The sequence below is a fragment of the Chitinimonas sp. BJYL2 genome (genome assembly GCF_027257935.1).
Taxonomy (GTDB): Bacteria; Pseudomonadota; Gammaproteobacteria; order Burkholderiales; family Chitinimonadaceae; genus Chitinimonas.
Genome location: NZ_JANZKW010000003.1, coordinates 77,111 through 97,380, shown reverse-complemented (window position 1 = coordinate 97,380; position 20,270 = coordinate 77,111). Strand labels below are relative to the sequence as shown.

General features: G+C 62.6%; 20 protein-coding genes. 6 read left to right on the top strand and 14 right to left on the bottom strand.

Annotated features, from left to right (window positions below; genetic code table 11):
- Positions 1-142: 142 nt before the first annotated feature.
- Positions 143-715 carry a TetR/AcrR family transcriptional regulator gene (locus O9X62_RS10255; protein WP_269532755.1) on the top strand — a complete coding sequence of 191 codons (573 nt, stop codon included), beginning with the start codon at positions 143-145 and terminating at the stop codon, positions 713-715.
- A 92-nt stretch (positions 716-807) separates the two neighbouring features.
- Here the strand turns inward: O9X62_RS10255 and O9X62_RS10250 are convergent, their stop codons facing one another.
- The 5 genes from O9X62_RS10250 to O9X62_RS10230 form a co-directional block, all read right to left on the bottom strand.
- Entirely contained in the window at positions 808-1,434 is a 627-nt protein-coding gene (locus O9X62_RS10250) for a lytic transglycosylase domain-containing protein (protein ID WP_374708396.1), read from the bottom strand.
- A 20-nt stretch (positions 1,435-1,454) separates the two neighbouring features.
- On the bottom strand, positions 1,455-3,170 hold the full coding sequence (locus O9X62_RS10245; protein WP_269532753.1) for a proline--tRNA ligase: 1,716 nt from the start codon (positions 3,168-3,170) through the stop codon (positions 1,455-1,457).
- A 119-nt stretch (positions 3,171-3,289) separates the two neighbouring features.
- Complete coding sequence (locus O9X62_RS10240; protein ID WP_269532752.1) at positions 3,290-4,333, bottom strand: hypothetical protein; 1,044 nt, start codon at positions 4,331-4,333, stop codon at positions 3,290-3,292.
- A gap of 4 nt (positions 4,334-4,337) precedes the next feature.
- Positions 4,338-4,772 carry a DNA polymerase III subunit chi gene (locus tag O9X62_RS10235; protein WP_269532751.1) on the bottom strand — a complete coding sequence of 145 codons (435 nt, stop codon included), beginning with the start codon at positions 4,770-4,772 and terminating at the stop codon, positions 4,338-4,340.
- A 1-nt stretch (position 4,773) separates the two neighbouring features.
- On the bottom strand, positions 4,774-6,477 hold the full coding sequence (locus O9X62_RS10230) for a leucyl aminopeptidase (RefSeq protein WP_269532750.1): 1,704 nt from the start codon (positions 6,475-6,477) through the stop codon (positions 4,774-4,776).
- A 194-nt stretch (positions 6,478-6,671) separates the two neighbouring features.
- On the opposite strand from O9X62_RS10230, the gene lptF reads away from it, so the two are divergent.
- Both lptF and lptG read left to right on the top strand, forming a co-directional pair.
- Entirely contained in the window at positions 6,672-7,748 is a 1,077-nt protein-coding gene (gene lptF, locus O9X62_RS10225; protein ID WP_269532749.1) for an LPS export ABC transporter permease LptF, read from the top strand.
- Positions 7,745-8,821 (top strand): LPS export ABC transporter permease LptG, encoded by a 1,077-nt coding sequence (gene lptG, locus O9X62_RS10220; RefSeq protein WP_269532748.1) that lies wholly within the window; start codon positions 7,745-7,747, stop codon positions 8,819-8,821. The genes lptF and lptG overlap by 4 nt, the downstream gene beginning before the upstream one ends.
- A gap of 3 nt (positions 8,822-8,824) precedes the next feature.
- Here the strand turns inward: lptG and O9X62_RS10215 are convergent, their stop codons facing one another.
- The 4 genes from O9X62_RS10215 to ilvD form a co-directional block, all read right to left on the bottom strand.
- Positions 8,825-9,313: a DUF456 domain-containing protein gene (locus tag O9X62_RS10215; RefSeq protein ID WP_269532747.1), complete on the bottom strand. Its 489-nt coding sequence runs from the start codon at positions 9,311-9,313 to the stop codon at positions 8,825-8,827.
- A gap of 481 nt (positions 9,314-9,794) precedes the next feature.
- Positions 9,795-10,118: an MGMT family protein gene (locus O9X62_RS10210; RefSeq protein WP_269532745.1), complete on the bottom strand. Its 324-nt coding sequence runs from the start codon at positions 10,116-10,118 to the stop codon at positions 9,795-9,797.
- 112 nt (positions 10,119-10,230) lie between these two features.
- On the bottom strand, positions 10,231-11,751 hold the full coding sequence (locus O9X62_RS10205) for a hypothetical protein (protein ID WP_269532744.1): 1,521 nt from the start codon (positions 11,749-11,751) through the stop codon (positions 10,231-10,233).
- Between the two features lie 61 nt (positions 11,752-11,812).
- Positions 11,813-13,666 carry a dihydroxy-acid dehydratase gene (gene ilvD, locus O9X62_RS10200; protein ID WP_269532743.1) on the bottom strand — a complete coding sequence of 618 codons (1,854 nt, stop codon included), beginning with the start codon at positions 13,664-13,666 and terminating at the stop codon, positions 11,813-11,815.
- Between the two features lie 220 nt (positions 13,667-13,886).
- Here ilvD and lgt point away from each other — a divergent pair, with 220 nt between their 5' ends.
- Positions 13,887-14,669: a prolipoprotein diacylglyceryl transferase gene (gene lgt, locus O9X62_RS10195; RefSeq protein WP_269532742.1), complete on the top strand. Its 783-nt coding sequence runs from the start codon at positions 13,887-13,889 to the stop codon at positions 14,667-14,669.
- 67 nt (positions 14,670-14,736) lie between these two features.
- Here the strand turns inward: lgt and O9X62_RS10190 are convergent, their stop codons facing one another.
- The 4 genes from O9X62_RS10190 to O9X62_RS10175 form a co-directional block, all read right to left on the bottom strand.
- Entirely contained in the window at positions 14,737-15,420 is a 684-nt protein-coding gene (locus tag O9X62_RS10190) for a GAF domain-containing protein (RefSeq protein WP_269532741.1), read from the bottom strand.
- A gap of 39 nt (positions 15,421-15,459) precedes the next feature.
- A complete protein-coding gene (locus O9X62_RS10185) occupies positions 15,460-16,005 on the bottom strand; it encodes a hypothetical protein (protein WP_269532740.1) in 546 nt (181 codons plus the stop codon).
- Positions 16,005-17,255 (bottom strand): sterol desaturase family protein, encoded by a 1,251-nt coding sequence (locus O9X62_RS10180; RefSeq protein ID WP_269532739.1) that lies wholly within the window; start codon positions 17,253-17,255, stop codon positions 16,005-16,007. Before O9X62_RS10180 ends, O9X62_RS10185 begins: the two co-directional genes overlap by 1 nt.
- Positions 17,256-17,344: 89 nt before the next feature.
- A complete protein-coding gene (locus O9X62_RS10175) occupies positions 17,345-18,394 on the bottom strand; it encodes an AraC family transcriptional regulator (protein WP_269532738.1) in 1,050 nt (349 codons plus the stop codon).
- A 161-nt stretch (positions 18,395-18,555) separates the two neighbouring features.
- Between O9X62_RS10175 and O9X62_RS10170 the strand changes: the two genes are divergently transcribed.
- Positions 18,556-18,870, top strand: coding sequence for a hypothetical protein (locus O9X62_RS10170; protein ID WP_269532737.1), 315 nt, complete (start codon positions 18,556-18,558; stop codon positions 18,868-18,870).
- 58 nt (positions 18,871-18,928) lie between these two features.
- Here O9X62_RS10170 and O9X62_RS10165 read toward each other — a convergent pair whose 3' ends face one another.
- Positions 18,929-19,525, bottom strand: a complete 597-nt coding sequence (locus O9X62_RS10165) for an arylesterase (RefSeq protein WP_269532736.1) — start codon at positions 19,523-19,525, stop codon at positions 18,929-18,931.
- On the opposite strand from O9X62_RS10165, the gene O9X62_RS10160 reads away from it, so the two are divergent.
- The gene (locus O9X62_RS10160) at positions 19,524-20,267 is read left to right on the top strand and encodes an ABC transporter ATP-binding protein (RefSeq protein ID WP_269532735.1); all 744 of its coding nucleotides are present in this window, start codon (positions 19,524-19,526) and stop codon (positions 20,265-20,267) included. The two genes, O9X62_RS10165 and O9X62_RS10160, sit on opposite strands and share 2 nt — an antisense overlap.
- The last annotated feature ends 3 nt before the right edge of the window (positions 20,268-20,270 follow it).

Here is a 20,270-nt window from a genome sequence, read left to right as displayed (position 1 = left end):
GCATTCCGGGGATTTGGGGGTATATGCCAATCCGGATGCCCATTTCCCGCCGCATCCGATGACAAGCATGCGCTTGACCGGACGAATCTTATACAATGCGCCTAACCGTCACCGACGGCACTCACGATAACTAGACAAGACCATGACCACCCAAGAAGAGAAGACACGCCGGGCTGAACTGATTGCGGCAGCCAGCCGCCTGTTCAAGGAACAAGGTTACGAGCGCACCACCGTGCGCGATCTGGCGCAGGCCGTGGGCATGCAATCGGGCAGCCTGTTCTACCATTTCCGCACCAAGGAAGAGATGCTGGTCGCCGTGATGGCCGCCGGGGTTGGTGACCTGACCGACCGCGCCGAAGAGGCGCTGGCCAAGGCCAAGACACCGCTGGAACGCTTGCAGACGCTGTGCCGGGTACACCTCGACACCCTGCTGGGCGACGACAAGGGCGCACTCTCGGTGCTGCTGTACGAATGGCCCAGCCTGTCAGACAAGGCGCGTGCCGAGCTGATCAAGCTGCGCGACGCTTACGAGCGCGACTGGCAGAACGTGCTCGACGAAGCCGCGGCAGCGGGCTTGGTCCACAGCGATACGCGCCTCTTGCGCAAGCTGCTGCTAGGTGGCCTGCACTGGACCATCCAGTGGTACAAGCGCGATGGCGGCGACAGCCCGGCCGCGTTGGCGGACCGCATGCTGGCGCTGATCCTGAAGAAGTAAGCGAACGCTACCAACGACAACGCCCCGATCAATCGGGGCGTTGTCGTTTCATGCAGGACGGCAAGCGATCCGCAGGCGGCAGACCAGCCAGCTCAACGCGCCGGATAAGCTACCGTGCGTACACCGGCGCTGCTGGGGCCCTGCCAATCCCATTTATTGCGCCAGGCCGCCAGCACCATGTTCGGGTATTCGGGCTTGCCGAGGCTGCCGTTGTAGCGGCCCAGCGCGCGATAAAGATCGCCTTTTTCGATATCCAGATAATGGCGCAGGATCGTGCAGCCATAGCGCAGGTTCGTGTACATATCGAACAGATTGTGTTCGTTAGTGCCGATCTGGCGGACCCAGAACGGCATGACCTGCATCAGTCCGCGGGCACTGGCCGACGAGATGGCATACTTGCGGAATCCGCTTTCGACTTCAATCAGCCCCAGCACCAGTTGCGGATCCAGGCCGGCGCGCGTGGCTTCATAGTGAATGGCGGTCAGCAACTTCTCCCGCATGAAATCATCGGGAATCCGCTTGCGCAGACGTGACGACATCTCGGTCAGCCATACCGATGCCTCGGTCTGATTGGCAAACACCAGCCTGGGTGCGCTGCTGTCATTGATCGAACGCTGCATCGCCGTGGCCACAGAGTGCGCGAGCGCCACTTCCTTCTGTGCGCCGGCCCAAGCCGGGAGTGCACAGAAGAGTGTGGTCAGCAGAAAGAAATTACGCAGTTTCACGATCAGTGGCTTGTTCAGTTGTTCAGCTTGCCGCTCAGGAAGCCTGCGACCGCCGCTTGATCAATGAGTTCCGTATTGCCATTGCTGCGGCTGACGTACTCGACCTTGCCCTCGGCCAGTGACTTCTCGCCAATGGTGATCCGGTGCGGGATGCCGATGAGTTCCATATCGGCAAACATCACGCCAGGGCGCTCGTTGCGGTCATCCATCACGACATCGACACCGGCTGCCACAAGTTGAGCGTAAAGCGTATCGGCTGCCGCCTTCACGGCTTCGGAACGCTGATAGCCCACGGGCACGATGGCCACGGCGAACGGCGCGATACCGGCCGGCCAGGTAATGCCTTTGTCGTCGAAGTTCTGTTCGATGGCGGCACCGACGATGCGGCTCACACCAATACCATAGCAGCCCATTTCCATCGGCTTGAGCTGGCCGTCGGCATCCAGATACTGGCAACTCAGCGCTTCGGAATACTTGGTGCGCAGCTGGAAGATGTGGCCGACTTCGATACCGCGGCAGATATCGAGCACGCCCTTGCCATCCGGGCTCGGGTCGCCAGCCACCACATTGCGCACATCGGCCACCAGATCGGGCTCGGGCAGATCACGGCCCCAGTTCACGCCAGCCGTGTGGAACTTGGGCTTGTTGGCGCCACAGACGAAGTCGCTCATCACCGCCACGCTGCGGTCGGCGATCACGCGCACGGCACGGCGGTCGATACCGACCGGGCCGAGGAAGCCGGGCGGGCAGTTGAAGAAGGCGCGGATTTCATCTTCCGCCGCAAAGCGGAAGTCCGTCATGCCGGCAATCTTGCCGACCTTTACTTCGTTGAGACTGTGATCGCCGCGCAGCAGCACGATGTGCAGCTTGCCTTCGGCGTGCAGCGCGATCAGCTTCACGGTGCGATTCAGCGCAATGCCCAGCAGCTCGGCCACTTGCTCGCAGGTGGTTTGCTTGGGGGTATCGACATCACGCATCGCCTCGCTGGGCGCTGCGCGCGGCGTGGTCGGCGCCAGGGCTTCGGCCAATTCGACGTTGGCGGCAAAGTCGGACGTTGGGCAATAGGCCAGGGCATCCTCACCCGAATCGGCGAGCACATGGAACTCATGCGAACCATCTCCGCCAATGGCGCCGGTATCGGCCGCCACGGCGCGGAAGGTCAGGCCCAGGCGCGTGAATACGTTGGAGTACGCCTTGTACATCACGCCATAAGTGTCTTGCAGACTTTCCAGCGAGGTGTGGAAAGAGTACGCATCCTTCATCATGAACTCGCGCGCGCGCATCACGCCGAAGCGCGGGCGGATTTCGTCGCGGAACTTGGTCTGCACCTGGTAGAAGTTCAGCGGCAGCTGCTTGTAGCTCTTGATCTCGCTACGGGCGATGTCGGTGATCACTTCTTCGTGCGTGGGGCCGAAGCAGAAGTCGCGGTCGTGGCGGTCCTTCATCTTCAGCATCTGCGGGCCGAACACGGCCCAGCGGCCTGATTCCTGCCACAACTCGGCAGGCTGGATGGCGGGCATCAGGAGTTCCAGCGCACCGGCCTTGTTCATCTCGTCGCGGACCACGGCCTCGACCTTGCGCAGGACACGAAGGCCCAGTGGCATCCACGTATACAAGCCCGAACCGAGTTTCTTGATGAGACCCGCGCGCAGCATCAGCTTGTGACTGGGCAGCTCGGCCTCGTTGGGGGCTTCCTTGAGCGTGGAGAGGAAAAACTGGGAGGTACGCATCAGCGACAGGCTCGGTAATCGATTGAAAGTGCACGATTTTAGCCCAGCTACCGCCCTGCCGCACAGGTGATGGCAACGCAGTGCCCCGCAAGGGGCCGGTCGATACGCTGCAGATCGGCTCAGCGCCCCTTGAGGGCGTCATCAATCCGGCTGGTCACCAGCTTGTCGAGCTGCGGCTGCAGGGCGCCCAGCGTGCGCTTGACGGCCTCGGCATGCAGCACGGCGAGCTGCTTGGTGAGCTCGGCACGCACCATGCGCTCCAGCTCGGGGCGCAAGGAATCCACCACCGAGCCGGCCATCGCCGCCACATCCGGCACCGCATCCTGGGCATCGGGTGACTCATGTAGCTCCAGACTGAGCTCGGGAAAAGCATCCGACGTCAGTCGCGTTGCCGCCGGCGCCGTGACTGGCACGGCAGAGGCGGGCGCCGGCATGGCAGCGGCGGTCACAGGCGCAGCACGCGGCGCCACTGCCGGCGCGGCGACCGGCGCGGGCGCAATGGATGGGGCAAGCGTCGGCGAGGCTGCGGGCGGCGGGGGTACGGGTGCCGGAGCAGGTACTGGCTTGGCGGCCGCGGTCTTGGGCTCGTCCGGTGACGGAAAGTCGAAGTTCAGCGACAGCTCCGGCATCAGCAAATCGCCGGGCGCGGGTGCAGCGGGGCCGATAGGCGTGGCCGGCTTGGCCGCTGCCGGCTTGCTCTCTGGCAGCTTGAGCTCGGGGAAATCAAACATGGGCGCCGGTGGCGCGGTCACCACGGCAGGTTTGGGCTTGGCATTGAGATCCGGCACCGCAATCATGTCCGGCATTGCCGGCACGGCGGGCCTGGGTGGCGAGGCCGGGGTCGCCGTGGCGGGCTTGACGCTGGCCGCAGGTGCAACCGGGGGAGCCGACGCGGCAGGGGCCGGTGCATTCGCGGCCGGTGGATTTGCGGGGATGGCACGGATCTCGTCCGGCGTGAACATCAGGTCATCGCCAAACACAGACTCCACGCTGGTCAGCACGGGGATACCCCCTTGGCTTGGCGTTGCCGGCGCCAGATCCGTCAACACGGGCACATTGGGGTCGAGACCGGTACCGCGATGGCGGGCAATCAGCGCATCCATCTTGCCAAGTACAGCCGGCTCCTCGCTGTCCAGATTCCAATCAGATGGCTGGTCGGCCATGGGCTTACCCCTTTGCGAGCTGCAGCATGTCGGTGAACTCGATCTCGTAACCAGCCTGTTTGTAGTAGGCGAGACGCTGTCGTGCAATCTGCCTCAGACCATCATCGTCGCGCGGGACGATTTCGACAATACGCGCGATGCCGCGATCTGCCGGTACGGCTTGATCGCTCCAGTTGAATAACACATCACGCGGCAACAGGGCATCCAGCTCGTGGTGTATCCAGGCTGGCGTGGCTGCTGCCACCGGTTGGTCAGCCAGACAATGCGGCACAAAGCCGGTGCTGGGTATTTCCCACAACAAACGATCCACCGCCATGCTGTCGGCCTCATTGCCGGTCAGCACACCGGTGGCGAGCTTCCGCTTCACGGCTTTGCCGACAAGCTGGCAAAGCGCCTGCTCGCGGCTTGCAACGTTGTAGTAGAAGCTCGCCTGGGCCATCTTACTTCTTCTTCACGGCCGGTTTGGCCGCCGGCTTGGCTGCGGGCTTCGCAGCCGGTTTGGCCACGGCCTTGGCTACCGGCTTGGCGGCAACCTTGCCAGCAGGTTTAACCGGCTTGGCAACAGGCTTCGCGGCTGGCTTTGCGGCTGGCTTTGCGGCTGGCTTTGCGGCTGGCTTTGCGGCGGGCTTGGCAGCAGCTTTGGCGGGTGCCTTGCTCGCAGCCGCCTTGGCAGCTACCGGCTTGGCCACACCGGCCTGCACACGGTTACGCAGGAAACGCGTCAGCAGCGGAACAGGACGGCCGGTTGCGCCCTTGGCCGCACCTTGGCGCCAGGCCGTGCCGGCGATATCGAGGTGCGCCCAGTCGAACTTGTCGGCAAAGCGCGACAGGAAACACGCGGCGGTGATCGAACCACCACCGGGGCCGCCGATATTGCCGAGGTCCGCAAAGTTGGACTTGAGCTGCTCGTGGTATTCCTCGCCCATCGGCATGCGCCAGGCGCGGTCACCCGCCTGATCGCCCGCGCTGGCCAGCTCGGTCGCCAGGTAATCCTGGTTGGCGTACAGCCCACTGGTGTGGTTACCCAGCGCCACCACACAGGCACCGGTCAGCGTGGCCACATCCACCACCAGGGCGGGGTCGAAGCGTTCGGCATAAGTGAGGGCATCGCACAGGATCAAACGGCCTTCAGCGTCGGTATTGAGCACTTCCACCGTGAGGCCCTTCATCGTGGTGACCACGTCACCAGGCTTGCTGGCGTTGCCGGCCGGCATGTTTTCGCACGAAGCGACCACGGCGTAGACATTGAGCGGCAGCTTCATCGCGCCCACGGCATGCATGGTGGCAATGACGGAACCCGCGCCCATCATGTCGTACTTCATCTCATCCATGTTCGCGCCGGGCTTGAGGCTGATGCCGCCTGAGTCAAACGTGATGCCCTTGCCCACCAGCACCACCGGCTTGTCACCCTTCTTGCCGCCTTCGTGCTTGAGCACGATCAGCTTCATGGGCTCGGTGCTGCCCTTGGCCACGGAGACAAAGCTCATCATGCCGAGCTTTTCGATCTCGGCGCGCTCCAGCACTTCGACCTTCATGCCGAACTGCTTGGCGATGGTCTTGGCGGTGTTGGCCAGATGCGTGGGGGTGGCGAAGTTCGGTGGCAGATTGCCCAGTTCCTTGCCCAGGTTGAGGGCCGAGCCCAGCGCCACACCATTGGCCACACCGGCATTGGCGGCGGCTTCATCCGCCTTGGCAACCAGCAGGGTGACCTTCTTGATGGCGGGCTTGTCGTTCTTCTTGGACTTGGTGGCGTCGAACACATAGGTCGCGTCGAACAGGCCAACCACGATTTCCTCGGCGGCCCAAGCAGCATCGCGGCCATCAAAGGCAATGGCCAGCTCGCCACCGGCGGCTGCACCCGCAGCCTTGACGGTGGCGCGCACCGCATCGCGGAATTCCTTGTCGCTGCTGCCGGTGCTGACCAGCAGCACGCGATCGGCAGCGACGCCGGGCACCTTGTGCAACATCACAGTGCTGCCCGCCTTGGCCTCAAGATCACCTGCCTTGAGGATGGCAGCCAGATGGCCGCCTGCGGCCTTGTCCACCGCCTGACCGGCGCTACCGAGCTTGCCGCCGGTGACCGAGACAGCCAGTACGGCAGCCTTGTGTTTTTCGGGACTGCTAGCCTTGGCAATGATTTCCACGGTGGACTCCTGTAATATCGCGGCGCGACGGTCGGCGTGTTCCGGCCCCGCCCGCTGGTTTCTGGAAACGGCGCCGCTTATGGCCGCACCGTGATTTCGGGGGAATCCACCGGATTTTCCGAACTCGCCCGGCAAAAGTCAAAGCACATCCCTTGCTCGCCACCTTACCCCCCCCTTCCCTGCTGCGCCGCTGCATGCCCAAGGACACCTTGTTCGAGCGTGCCATGCTGCGCGAACTGGCGGGTGTAGGCACCGGTGTATTCATCGTGCTGCTGGGCATCATGATCGTTACCCGCGGCGCCCGTCTGCTGGCCATGGCGGCCAGCGGCAATGTCAGCGCCGACGCCGTGGGGGCGCTGCTCGGCTTCACCCTGCTGGGCGTCGTGCCATGGATTTTGACGATGACGGTGTTCATCACCATCCTGTGGTCACTCACGCGCGCTTGGCGTGACCACGAGATGGCCATCTGGCTATCGGCGGGACAGCCGCTTACCGCCTGGATCCGCCCGATTCTCACCTTTGCAGTTCCGCTGGCGCTGGTGGTTGCCCTGCTGAGCCTGGGTCTGAGCCCCTGGGCCAAGCACAAGAGCCGGGAATACCGTGAAGTGCTGGCCACCCGCGATGATGTTTCCGCACTCTCACCGGGCCTGTTCAAAGAATCCGCGCTGGCTGATCGCGTTACCTTCATTGAGAACTTTGCCGGCAAGGGCGGCGCCGCACGCAATATCTTTGTGAAGTCTGCCGAGCAGGACAACACCCAAAGCGTCACCGTTGCTGCCGAGGGTTACCTCAGCAGCCTGCCCGACGGCGAGCGCATCCTGGTGTTGCAAAATGGCCGACGCTATGAGGGCATCCCCGGCCAGGCCAATTATCGCGTCGTCGAATTTACCGAAGCGCGCATCCGTATCCAGGAGCCTGATCGACGCGAAATCACCACGCCTGCCGAAGCCATGCCCACCATGGCCTTGCTGGGCAGCCAGCAACTGGAAGAGCAGGGAGAACTGGCGCGGCGTATCGCCAGCCCGATCGCGACCCTGCTGCTAGCCATCCTGGCGATACCGCTGGCTTATGTGAACCCGCGCATGGGCCGTGGCGTGAACCTGATCACTGCCATCCTGCTGTTCTCCATCTACCTGAACCTGATCAACATCGCCCAGAGCTGGATCGCCAACGGCAAGCTGCCGGCAGCTATCGGCGTGTGGCCGGTGCATATCGTGATCGCCCTGATTACTTGGGGCCTGTTCCGCTGGCGGGCAAAGCCACGCGCATGAAAACCCTGACCCGATACCTGATCGCCGATGTGGTGCGCAACAGCCTTCTGGTGCTGCTGGCGCTGCTGGGCCTGTTCCTGTTCTTTGATCTGATCAACGAGCTGCGTGACCTCGGCCACGGTGGCTACACCTTTGGCAAGCTGCTCGCCTATGTGGTGCTGCTGGCGCCGGGCCATGCTTACGAGCTGATGCCGATTGCCGTACTGATCGGCGGCATGATCGGCCTATCGCTTCTCAATCAGTTCTCCGAACTCACAGTGATGCGGGTAGCCGGGCTATCGCTGCGACGCCTGCTGGGCATACTGGTGCTCGCCGGGCTGCTCTTTTCGCTGGCAACACTTGCGGCCGGTGAATATCTGGCTCCCAAAGCCGAACGCGCCGCCATCCAGCTCCTGCTATCGGCCAAGGGCCAGTTGCTGACCCAAGACTCGCGCTCGGGCTTCTGGCAGCGCGAGGACGGCAACTTTGTCAACGTGCGCGAGGTACTACCCGACCGGACCCTGCGCCATGTGCAGTATTACGGTTTCGATACCGCCCAACGCATGAACGTGCTCGCCTACGCAGAACGCGGCGAGTGGCAAGCCCAGGAGCGCGCCTGGAAGCTCAGCAAGCTGACCTTCACCCATTTTGACGACAAAGGCATCCGCATCGAGCAGCGCGCCGAGTACCTGTGGCGCTCCTCGCTGACGCCAGACACGCTCTCGGTGTTGATGCTGCAACCGGAACAGATGTCGGTGCTGACCCTGCTCGATTACATTGACCACCTGCGCCGCAACCAGCAGAAAACCAGCCGCTACGAGATCGCCCTGTGGACCAAGCTGGTCTACCCGCTGGCCTGTCTGGCCATGCTGGTGATTGCGCTGCCGTTTGCGCAGACATCGCGCCGCTCGGGCGGCGTGGGCATGAAGCTGTTTGTCGGCATCATGCTGGGGCTCGGGTTCTACTTCGTGAACAAGCTCGTCGGCACCTGGGGTTTGCTGTACGACTGGCCGCCGCTGCTGGCCGCGTCGCTGCCGACCCTGCTGTTCCTGCTGCTGGCCGTGATACTCCTGTACCGACAGGAACAGCGCTAGGGTTCACACCGCCCAGGCAAAGGCAAACAAGGCGATCATCATCAGCGCCAGTACCAGCTTGGCCACCGTACCCAGCAGCATACCCAGCCAGGTTGCCAGGCCCACCTTGCCGGCGCGTACGCGATCACCACTGGCGGCCCATTCGCCAGCGACGGCGCCGACAAATGGCCCGATGACCAGACCGATCAGCCCCAAAAACATGCCGACCACGGTGCCCAGCGCGGCGCCCACCATCGCGAGCCGGCTGGCGCCCTGCCGCTTGGCACCCAGCGCCGCGGCAACAAAGTCCACCACGGCCATCAGCGCCGTCAATATCAGCAACACACCCAGCCAGATCCAGCCTACACGCTCGAACTGATCAAGCCAGGCGCCCAGCAGAAAGCCGCCAAACAGCAAGGGTGCGGCGGGAATCAGCGGCAAGATGGTGCCGACCAGGCCTGCCAGCATCAGCAGGATGGCCAGTACCCAGCCGGCTATCGGGGCAAATTCCATGGTGATGTCCGTAGTTGATGGCGCGCCCAGTTGAGCACAATTGCCCTCTGGACCCAAGTTGCGGCAAAGCGTTCATTCTCCCGCCCGCAGGGTTGCCTGGACCAGAAAGTACAAAGGCGACCTCGAACAGGTCGCCTTTGAATGCCGATTGCAGCCGGCTGCAGCATTTACGCACGCTGCGTAGGGGCTAATGAAGCGTGTAGCCCGAATTCGATAGACAGTCGCTACGGCGACGGTCCCGTGATGCACGTCGTTCATCGCTCAACAGCGCAAGATTCGTGACCCGCCAACCTGCATGCTGCAAATCCAATTCATGGCGGCGCTGTTGCAGCCGACGCTCCGGACCGTTGTAGTCGGGGGTGTCGTTCAGAAGGTGATGTTCCTGCATCCGGCCTCCTCTCACTGGCGCGATCAGATTCATCGCACTGGCTGTCAATGTAGCGCCGACAGGGCAGCTAGGGGAGTCCCGTTCGTCGTAATTTCAGCCGCCCCAGCCAAAGCGGCGCATATCGATACGGCCTTGAGGGCCGAACTTCACGCCCTCGCCTTCGAGCAAGACCCGTTGCAGATCATCCGAACCATCCAGCCCGCGCGGGCTGATGCGCCCTTCGCCGTTGACCACGCGCCACCAGGGCACGCTACCTTCGGGATCATCCAGCTGCTTGAGCGCCACACCCACATGGCGCGCATGTCGGGGCAGGCCGGCGGCGCGTGCGACCGCGCCGTAACTCATCACCCACCCGGGCGGAATGGTGCGGATGACGGCGAGGAAGGCGGTGTGCATGTCGGAGCACTTGGAAGTCATTTGAATTTCTAACTAGGAACTAGTCAAAGTACCTCGTCACAGGGCACCAAGCACGGCACTGAGTACCCACCAAACTTGATTACCAGACATCTCCGCCCAAACGGCGTTGAGCTCAATGCACAGGATTCACGGGGCGAATCAAGCACTCGTCCCAAGAAAAGTCCTGACTCTTGAAGCTGTAAATGCCCTTATAGAACTGCGCGAATATCTCAGGATGGAAGTCCTTTGCCATCGAGCAGTCCAGCAGAATCGGGTCCTGAAGCGCGAAATCCTCATTGGCACTGGCTTGGCGATATGGCAACGCGACCGAGATGCGGAAAGGCTTCGGCTTATAGGCCACCATCTCAAGAATCAATGCGTCTGTTCTACCGGTTGGCAAATAGCTGTATGCGTCGTAAACAAAAGCCTGATGCGGCAAACTCTTGGGATTGCTTGCCATTTGCTGTGCACATCGCTCGATCGCCTCACCAGGGTGCTCGAACATATGACTGATCAGAGTGGCATTGCCGTCAGCGCCGGGCTCCAATGAGGTCGGCGTCAGCTGGCCTCCCTGCACCATAAAAATGCTTGTCGCTGCCAAAAAGCCGGTTTGCTCGACAGCAATCGCCCAGTTCGCCGGCAGGTCCAACGCGCCTCGCGGCCCTTGGTTACGCTCTGGTGTTGGAATTGAAACCAGTCGATCCGGATTCTCACGGAGAATCGCCTCCGCTTGACGACGACAGCTGATGTCAGCCTCGGGGGAAAAAAGAATCTCAGTGAGCGTACCCAGCGGGGTATAGAACTGCTTGCCAATCGCGCATATCTGGGTGGTTTCAAAAGAGAACTGCAGATTCTTCAACACCTTGCCTGCTTGGTCGAACGAATACCATTTCAGCGGGAATGACCCCAAACGGGCCACAGTAGCAGCAAGATAAAACGCCAGAAAACTCAGAAAGTTCTGCTCGGTGGTTTTGTTCACAAATGCAACGTACTCGGGAGACTGTTCGCCACGGATTTTCAACAGGAGCGCATCGATCCTGTCCAAACTTTCCATTGAGTAGTCAAGCTTTGCTTGCCGCAGAAGGAGGCGATATGCCAGCCCTCCACTCACATAACCGTCGCGAGCAAAGGCATCGAGCATTTCCTTGGACCAAACATTGAGATCCCTTCTTTGGTCAGCTTGGATGACATCCAGGCGACCTTCAACATACTCACGCGCAACGAATTTGGTATCACCATTGAACAGCCGCTCCATGATGTAGCCCAAGGGCAAAATGAGCTGGCCTCCCACAGTGCAGGTAATGTACGAGAAGAATTCACGTGGCAATCCCGCGTCCGGTGGCATAGCCGCGACCGTCTCATCATAATCACGCCATTCGATGAGCGACCCACTCGCCTTGGCAACATACTCGCCCAGATAGAACGCCAACATCAGTGCGAAGTTACGCTTGGTCACATCATCAATGAACCCCTCTTTGGAAGGGCGAATCTTTTGATGTATCTGATCAAGCAAAGCATCGATCCGATCCAGACTATGCGGTGTGAAATCCAATTTGGCTTGTTGCAGTGCCTTCGCGAACAGCAACCCACCAGGAACATCACGGCCATGGCGATATGCGTCCAGGAACGCTTTCGCCGTTTCATTCCAGTTCATTACTGCATGCCCTCCTCAGAGCGATCCATACTCGGTGGTTTTCCACCTTATTAGCTAACTTTCAACGCTCGATCTGGCTCACATCCCGTACAGCACCTGTATCGGCACTGGTCGTCATCGCCGCATAGGCACGCAATGCCGGGCTGACCACGCGCTGGCGGTTGGCAGGCTTCCAGCCGGCGGCGCCCTTGGCATCCATCGCGGCGCGGCGGCGCGCAAGTTCCTCGTCGCTGATCGCGAGGTGGATGCGGCGGTTGGGGATGTCGATCTCGATCGTGTCGCCTTCTTCGGCCAGACCGATCGCACCGCCCTCGGCCGCCTCGGGCGAGACGTGGCCGATGCTCAGGCCCGAGGTACCACCAGAGAAACGCCCATCGGTCAGCAGCGCACAGGCTTTGCCCAAGCCCTTGGACTTGAGGTAGGACGTGGGGTAGAGCATTTCCTGCATGCCGGGGCCGCCCTTGGGGCCTTCATAGCGGATCAGCACCAGATCGCCCGCGACGATCTGGTCGGCGAGGATGCCGGCTACCGCATCGTCCTGGCTCTCAAAGATGCGTACGCGGCCGGTGAACTTGAGGATGCTTTCGTCCACGCCGGCCGTCTTCACGATGCAGCCGCGCTCGGCGATATTGCCGTAGAGCACAGCCAGGCCGCCGTCTTGCGAGTAGGCGTTTTCCTTGGAGCGGATACAGCCTTCGGCCCGATCCAGATCCAGCTCGGGCCAGCGCATGCTCTGGCTGAAGGCGATGGTGGTGGCCACGCCGCCCGGTGCGGCGCTGAACAGCTTGTGTGCAGCCGAATCCTTGTCGTGGCGCATCACGTCCCAGACTTCGATGGCCGCGCCCATATTGACGCTGTGCACGGTGGGCACGTCGCGGTGGATCAGCCCTGCGCGGTCGAGTTCGGCGAGGATGCCGATCACGCCGCCAGCGCGGTGTACGTCTTCCATGTGGTACTTCTGGGTGGCCGGGGCAACCTTGCTCAGGCACGGTACGCGGCGCGATACGCGGTCGATATCGGCCATCTTGAAGTTGACGCCCGCCTCGCTGGCGGCGGCCAGCAGGTGCAGCACAGTGTTGGTGGAACCGCCCATGGCCACATCCAGGCTCATGGCGTTTTCAAATGCTTCAAAGGTGGCAATGGAGCGCGGCAGCACGCTGGCATCGTCGCCTTCGTAGTAACGCTTGGCGATCTCGACGATCAGGCGGCCGGCCTTGAGGAACAGCTCCTTGCGGTCGGCGTGCGTGGCCAGGGTTGAACCGTTGCCGGGCAGGCTCAGGCCCAGCGCTTCGGTCAGGCAGTTCATCGAGTTGGCGGTGAACATGCCCGAGCACGAACCGCAGGTCGGACACGCGCTGCGCTCGACGGCGGCGACTTCTTCATCGCTGACCTTGTCGTTGGCTGCTTCAACCATGGCATCGACCAGATCGAGCTTGCGGGTGGTGCCGTTCCAGTTGACCTTGCCGGCCTCCATCGGGCCGCCGGACACGAACACGACGGGGATGTTGAGACGCAGCGCCGCCATCAGCATGCCGGGGGTGATCTTGTCGCAGTTGGAAATGCATACCAGCGCATCGGCGCAGTGGGCATTGACCATGTATTCGACCGAATCGGCAATCAGCTCGCGGCTGGGCAGCGAGTACAGCATGCCGCTGTGGCCCATGGCGATGCCGTCGTCCACGGCGATCGTATTGAATTCTTTTGCTACGCCGCCGGCACGCTCGACTTCACGCGCGACCAGCTGGCCCAGGTTGTGCAGGTGCACATGGCCGGGTACGAACTGGGTGAACGAGTTGGCAATGGCGATGATGGGCTTGTCGAAATCACCATCCTTCATGCCGGTGGCGCGCCACAGGGCGCGGGCGCCGGCCATGTTGCGGCCGTGGGTCGTGGTGCGGGAGCGGTATGCGGGCATGCTGCGGAATCCAGAGTACGTAACGGGATCGACGGCCCGGTGATGCGGGTAGCAAACGGTGTCGCGCGCGGCTGCGGGGTGGGCAGCGGGCGGCGCGGTAATGGCCCGGATATGGGCACGTGACGTTCGCCGTGTCAGGCCGACGATTGTAGCCTGAAAAATCAGCAATCACGACCGGCCCGGCTATAATCGCCGGCTCTTAGCTATTAGCGGAATTGTCATGCTGATCCACCCCCAGATCGACCCGGTTGCCATCCACCTCGGCCCGCTGTCCATCCGCTGGTACGGGCTGATGTACCTGGTCGCTTTCGTGCTGTTCCTGGTGCTCGGCAGCCGCCGTATCAAGCAGCGCCCCGCATCGGGCTGGACCAAGGCACAGCTCGACGATCTGCTGTTCTACGGCGTGCTCGGCGTGATTCTCGGTGGGCGGCTCGGCTATGTGCTGTTCTACAAGCCCGCGTTCTATCTGAGCCATCCGCTCGATATCTTCAAGATCTGGGAAGGCGGCATGGCCTTCCACGGCGGCCTGATCGGCGTACTGGTCGCCCTGTGGCTGTTCGGCCGTAAAACCGGCCGCAGCTTTCTGGAAGTGGGCGACTTCGTCGCGCCATTGGTTCCGCTGGGTCTGGCGGCTGGCCGCATGGGCAACTTCATCAATGGCGAGCTGTGGGGCCGCGTCACCGGCATGGATGCGCCCTGGGCGATGATTTTCCCGCTGGTTGACCAGAGCCCGCGCCATCCTTCGCAGCTCTATCAGTTCGCCCTCGAAGGCCTGCTGCTGTTCGTGGTGCTGTGGCTGTATTCGAGCAAACCGCGCCGCACGGGCCAAGTCTCGGCCCTGTTCCTGATCGGCTACGGCAGCTGCCGCTTCATCGCCGAATTCGCCCGCGAGCCCGACAACTTCCTCGGCCTGCTGCAACTGGGCTTGAGCATGGGCCAGTGGCTGAGCCTGCCGATGATCGTGATCGGCGCAGTGTTGATGTGGCGTAGCAGCAAGCGCTAAGCAGGGCCTTCCGCACAATGAAAAACGGCACCATCAGGGTGCCGTTTTTCATTGCCGAATCACCCAATCAATCGGGCAGGTGCCCAGGGGCAACCAGGCATAGCGCCACCAGCCGCGCCAACACATCGTCCGTAAAGAATCCCTGCCGGTTATCTTCGGCATCGATGATGCCCACGATGCGGCCATCATCCGCGAACAATGGCAGGCAGGCCTCGCTCTGCACCTCGGCGTCGCAGGTGTAATAGGCACCGCCCTCGGCCACGTAGCTGCCCACGTCACTGATGATGCGGCCACGGCCCGAGAGGCCGACGGCGCTATTGTTCGAGTGTTCGGCAAACTCGGCCGTGAGCGGGAATTCGGCGCGGCTGGGTTTGCCGGCGTAAGCGAGCTTGACCAGCGCCTTGCCGCCGGCCACATCGCGCGTTTGATAGATGCCCAGCCAGCCGCAGCCCGTATCGGCAACAATCTGCGCGACCAATGCATGCAAGGCTTGCAGCTTTTGCGTGGTGTCTGGTGCGATACCGCCGAGCGTGGCGGCCAAATCATACGGCGCGGCGGCCAACTGGTCGGGCAAGGAACAGGCACCGTTCTCGCCCAGCTCGGGCACGCGGTAGGCGTACAGATCCGCTTCGGTAACTACACAGCTCGCACTAGTGGCACGCGCCTGCAAGGCGGCAGCGTGATCGCCGATGGCGGTAACAGACAGCGCAGCCTCAAGCTGCGCCAGATTCAGGTAATGCGAGGGAGTCATGGCGGCCAACAATCCGGTTCAGGCCGCCATTCTAACGCGCTAAACCGCCGTCTTCTTCGGCAGCGATCTGTACAGCGAGATCACCGCCAGCGCGATCATCAGGTGGTAGAGATCGAGCCGCGCCATGCCGCCCCAGCTACCTTGGGTGCCCACCACCAGGCCAGCCACGGTAAAACCGAACGAACCCGCGAGTGCCGACGAGAACTGTTGCGCGCGCAAGCGATAAGCACGAGCGATCAGTATCGCCAAGGCCAGCACATTGGTCGCCAGCTGGATCTGCCCGCCCAATCCCAATACCGCCAAACCCAAGCCAACGACCAGCAAAATGCCGACCGCACGCCGATGCGCGCCATACAGCGCCACAAGCAGCAAACCGCTCCAGCCCGCCCAAGACGACAGCAACTGGTGCAAGGGCAGCACCGCCGTGAAGCCGCCATAACGCATGCTACCCACCAAAGCTGCCGTGCCGATAAGTGCGAAGCCCGCCGCAGGCGCCTGCAAGGCATTGCGCAGACAACGATACGCCACCAGCAGGGCAACCAACGCCAGCACACCGTCGGAGACGGCGCTGTAAACGCCAGCCATCAGGCTGCGGCGGCCGTTGTCAGTTCAGGCTGTCGCACTATACGCAGTAGCCAGATCGCGCTACCCAGCGCTAGCGCCAGTGTGGTCACCATGATGGGCATGCCCAGTTGGGCGACGCCAAACCACGCGCCCCAGATCAGCACGATGCCGGCAAACAACGCCAGACGTAGCCATTCCGCCACGATGCCGCTGCGCCGATTTTCAAGCAGCGCCGCCAGTGTCCAAAGCGAACCCATCAAGAGGCCGGCATACAGGGCCGCCGCACTCAGGCTCACCAGTGGCTGCACGATCAGGAAATGAATGGCCAGCACCAGCACCAGCACAAACTGGCTCAGCGCGTACAACGCCATGCCCTTGGGCAAGGCGGGTGCGTAGCGCTGGAATCGGTGGATGTCGTAATCGGCTTTGGGGGCTTTGGCGATGGCCGAGGCCGGGCGCCAGCCCGGATCCATGAACCAGACCTTGATGCGGTCGAGCCAGTTATCGGCCAGCCGGCTATCGCGCAGCAGATCACCATACACATGCAGATTGGCGCGCAGCGGGCTCCAGGTGCCGAGCTGGCCGCGGATGCCGTAGACGATCTCTTCGTCGTCGCGCTCTTCCACAAAAGTGCCGAACAGGCGGTCCCAGATGATCAGGATGCCGCCATAGTTGCGATCGAGGCAGTAATCGTTCTGGCCGTGATGCACACGATGATTCGATGGCGACACGAACACACGGTCAAACCAGCCCAGTTTGCCGATCTGGCGCGTATGCACCCAGAACTGGTACAGCAGATCGATCAGCCCCACCACCACGAATACCAGCGGCGGCACGCCCAGCACAGCCATGGGCAGATAGAAGATCCAGCCCAGCAAAAAGCCCGTGCTGGTCTGGCGCAGCGCCGTGCTCAGGTTGTATTCCTCGCTGGAGTGATGCACCACGTGAGCGGCCCAGAGGATGTTGACCTCGTGGCCCATGCGGTGCAGCCAGTAATAGAGAAAGTCATACAGCACCAGGGCGCCAATCCAGACCCAGATGGCGTTCTGCGGCAGTGCAAACAGGGCCAGATTGTCGTAAGCCAGCGCGTACATGGTCACGCCGACCACCTTGGTGAACACCCCGGTGAGCTGGCTGAAGATGCCCAGACTCATGCTGGAAACAAAGTCCGCGCCACGATAGGCCAGCAAGCCACGGCGGTAGCCGACGGCAAGCTCGATCAGGATCAGCAACAGGAAGACCGGAACGGCGTAAACGATGGGATTGAGCATGACGAACCAGTTTGACGTTATCCCGTCATGCTAGTCGCAACCGTTCGTCCGTGGCTTGTTGTGCGCCGCCAGCCGTTTGTCGGGACGCGTCAGTTTGCCTGACGCAACGCTTGGCGGTACTCCAAAGGCGAGCATCCTTGCCAATCGCGGAACGCGTGGCTGAACGAACTCTGCTCCGCAAAACCCAGCCGCTGCGCCACATCCGCCAGCCCTAGCGTCGGTTCCTGCAAATAGCGTTGCGCCAGCTCCCGGCGCAAACCATCCAGCAGGCCGGTGAAGCTGCAGCCCTCTTCCGCCAGCCGCCGCTGCAAGGTGCGTTCCGACATCCCCAGCCGTGCGGTGACCTGCTCCAGCCGCGCCTCGCCCAATGGCAGCAGCTCATCAAGCAACAAACGCACACGATGCTTGAGCGAGAGGCCGGCAAACGCGCGGTCGAGCTGCGCTTCGGCGGCTTGCAGCATGGCACGGTGCAGCAGCGGGTCGGCATCGCGCACGGGCAGGTCGAGAAAACTGGGCGGGAACACCAGTGCGTTATCGCTCATGCCAAAGCGCACCGGGCAGCGGAACAGCTGCTGGTACGCGGCGGTATCGGCCGGTGCCGCTTCGCGGATGTGTATCTCCAGCGGCGCCTCGTCGCGGCCTGTAAGCCAGCGGCCAAAGCTGACCCAACCGGCCAGCACCGCTTCCGACAGCCCGATGCAGGAGGGATGTGCCTGATTGAGCACACGCTCCACCAGCATCGCCCGACCGGGTGTCTCTACCAGTTCGGAGCAGGTGGCGTCGGTATCGAACACCAGTCGGCCAAAACGCGGGATCAGCGCAATCGCGTCGCGCAAGGTGGCGCAGGTCATGGCCACATAGCCCAGACCGCTGTAGCTCGATGGCCGCACGGCCAGCCCGAAGTCGAGGCCGATGCGTGCATTGCCGGTCTGCTCGGCTGCCGCTTCAAACAATCGCACCAGCGCCGTCAGTTCGATCCGGGCGAGCGGATCGACCAACTCCGCATCGGCTATCCCCGATGCCTTTAACATGGCCTGCCGCGCTGCCCCCTGCCGCTCGGCCACATCGAGCAGCGTCAGCACATAGGCAGCACTGGTGGTAGGCGGCATGCGCGAGAGCGCTGACGAAGGCAGGGTCATGGTGTGGATTATATCGAGCAGACGTTGCGCAGTTCATGCGGCCTGCACATTGCTGTAAGCCGTGTAAAAAAGCGTTGCAAACGCGTGCATCGGGCAGACAGGCCTCGCTATAACGGCGTCACACCGGCCGCGCCGGCAACTTGCCTACCCAGGAGCACACCGTGAACCGCACCACTGCTTTCGCCGCCCTCGCCACACTGGCCTTCACCCTGCCCGCCTTCGCCGGCGATAACACGCCGCGCGTGGACAAGCGCCAAGCCAAACAGGAACACCGCATCGAACAAGGCATTGCCTCGGGTGAACTGACCGAACGCGAAGCCAATCGCCTGGAACGCCGCGACGACCGTATCGAGGCGCGTGAAGCCCACATGAAGGCCGACGGCACCGTGACCCGCGCCGAGCGCGCCCGCCTGCACCACGCACTCAACAAGGAAAGCCGTGCCATCAAGCGCCAGAAGCACGACGGCCAGAACTGATTACCCGTGCCCCCAAGCAAAAGGCCCGCTGATTGCGGGCCTTTTGCTTGAAGCTGGCTCAACGCTTCGTCAGCGTCTGCACCAAGGGCCACACATTCGCCAGCACCTTGGGCTGGGCCGCCGCCGTGGGGTGCAATTGATCCGGCAGGAACATTTCCGGATGCTCGGCGATCCCATCGAGCAGGAACGGCGGGGCGGGTAACTTGTGCTGTTTGGCCAGCTCGCGGAACATGGCATCGAACTTTGTCGTGTAAGCACCGCCAAAGTTGGGCGGCAGGCGGATGGCGATCAGCCCCACGCGCGCGCCGGCCTTGCGTGATTGTTCGATGATGGTGCTCAGGTTCAGCTTGGCGGCCTCCACCGGCAAGCCGCGCAGGCCATCGTTGGCACCGAGTTCGACCAGCACCACGGCCGGCTTGTGCTGCTTGAGCGCGGCCGGCAGGCGCGTCAATCCACCCGCCGTGGTTTCACCTGATACGCTGGCATTGACGACCTGCCAGTCCTTGCCGAGTTTTTGCTGCATCAGGCTGGGCCAAGCCTGCTCGATGCGGATGCCGTAACCGGCCGAGAGGCTGTCGCCCAGCACCAGCAGCGTCTTGGGCGCAGCCCAGACGCTTGCCGACAAACCGAACAACAACAGAAGCCCGAACACCATGCGCGATACGCCCGATTTCACCACAGTCCACTCCGAAGTCAGTTCGCCCGCATCGACCGGGCCCGCGCCGATTCTGGTGGCCGAAGGGCTCACCAGGCAAGTCGGCTTTGATTCAGAGTTGCTGACCATCCTCGATGGCGTTGGTTTCCAGTTGCCAGCCGGGGCCAGCCTCGCCATCGTCGGCGCGTCCGGGTCGGGCAAGTCCACCTTGCTGGGCCTGCTGGCGGGGCTGGATACGCCGAGCATGGGTACGGTGACGCTGGCCGGCCAATCGCTGAGCACACTCGATGAAGACGGTCGGGCGCTGCTGCGCGGCCAGCATGTGGGCTTTGTATTCCAGTCGTTCCAGCTGCTGCCGGCACTGACGGCCCTTGATAACGTGGCACTGCCGCTGGAACTGCGCGGAGAGCGCAATGCGCGCAACGAGGCGGCGGCATTGCTGGAGCGAGTCGGTCTGGGCCACCGCATCCAGCATCGCCCCAAGGAGCTCTCGGGCGGCGAGCAGCAGCGTGTGGCGCTCGCGCGGGCTTTTGTCACCCGGCCCAAACTGCTGTTTGCCGATGAGCCCACGGGCAATCTGGATACGCAGACCGGCGAGCGCATCATCGATCTGCTGTTCGAACTGAATGCCGAGGCTGGCACCACGCTGGTACTGGTTACCCACGACGAGCGCCTGGCCGCTCGCTGCGGTGCGCGGCTGCGTCTTGCGGCCGGCAAGGTCATCGAACGCGCCGGCATCTAGTCG

Bases quoted from the DNA above. Each gene is read 5' to 3' on its own strand.
- O9X62_RS10255 (WP_269532755.1), top strand. From the start codon at position 143: ATGACCACCCAAGAAGAGAAGACACGCCGGGCTGAACTGATTGCGGCA.
- O9X62_RS10245 (WP_269532753.1), bottom strand. From the start codon at position 3,170: ATGCGTACCTCCCAGTTTTTCCTCTCCACGCTCAAGGAAGCCCCCAAC.
- O9X62_RS10240 (WP_269532752.1), bottom strand. From the start codon at position 4,333: ATGGCCGACCAGCCATCTGATTGGAATCTGGACAGCGAGGAGCCGGCT.
- O9X62_RS10235 (WP_269532751.1), bottom strand. From the start codon at position 4,772: ATGGCCCAGGCGAGCTTCTACTACAACGTTGCAAGCCGCGAGCAGGCG.
- lptF (WP_269532749.1), top strand. From the start codon at position 6,672: ATGCCCAAGGACACCTTGTTCGAGCGTGCCATGCTGCGCGAACTGGCG.
- lptG (WP_269532748.1), top strand. From the start codon at position 7,745: ATGAAAACCCTGACCCGATACCTGATCGCCGATGTGGTGCGCAACAGC.
- O9X62_RS10215 (WP_269532747.1), bottom strand. From the start codon at position 9,313: ATGGAATTTGCCCCGATAGCCGGCTGGGTACTGGCCATCCTGCTGATG.
- O9X62_RS10210 (WP_269532745.1), bottom strand. From the start codon at position 10,118: ATGACTTCCAAGTGCTCCGACATGCACACCGCCTTCCTCGCCGTCATC.
- O9X62_RS10205 (WP_269532744.1), bottom strand. From the start codon at position 11,751: ATGAACTGGAATGAAACGGCGAAAGCGTTCCTGGACGCATATCGCCAT.
- ilvD (WP_269532743.1), bottom strand. From the start codon at position 13,666: ATGCCCGCATACCGCTCCCGCACCACGACCCACGGCCGCAACATGGCC.
- lgt (WP_269532742.1), top strand. From the start codon at position 13,887: ATGCTGATCCACCCCCAGATCGACCCGGTTGCCATCCACCTCGGCCCG.
- O9X62_RS10190 (WP_269532741.1), bottom strand. From the start codon at position 15,420: ATGACTCCCTCGCATTACCTGAATCTGGCGCAGCTTGAGGCTGCGCTG.
- O9X62_RS10185 (WP_269532740.1), bottom strand. From the start codon at position 16,005: ATGGCTGGCGTTTACAGCGCCGTCTCCGACGGTGTGCTGGCGTTGGTT.
- O9X62_RS10180 (WP_269532739.1), bottom strand. From the start codon at position 17,255: ATGCTCAATCCCATCGTTTACGCCGTTCCGGTCTTCCTGTTGCTGATC.
- O9X62_RS10175 (WP_269532738.1), bottom strand. From the start codon at position 18,394: ATGACCCTGCCTTCGTCAGCGCTCTCGCGCATGCCGCCTACCACCAGT.
- O9X62_RS10160 (WP_269532735.1), top strand. From the start codon at position 19,524: ATGCGCGATACGCCCGATTTCACCACAGTCCACTCCGAAGTCAGTTCG.
- O9X62_RS10165 (WP_269532736.1), bottom strand. From the start codon at position 19,525: ATGGTGTTCGGGCTTCTGTTGTTGTTCGGTTTGTCGGCAAGCGTCTGG.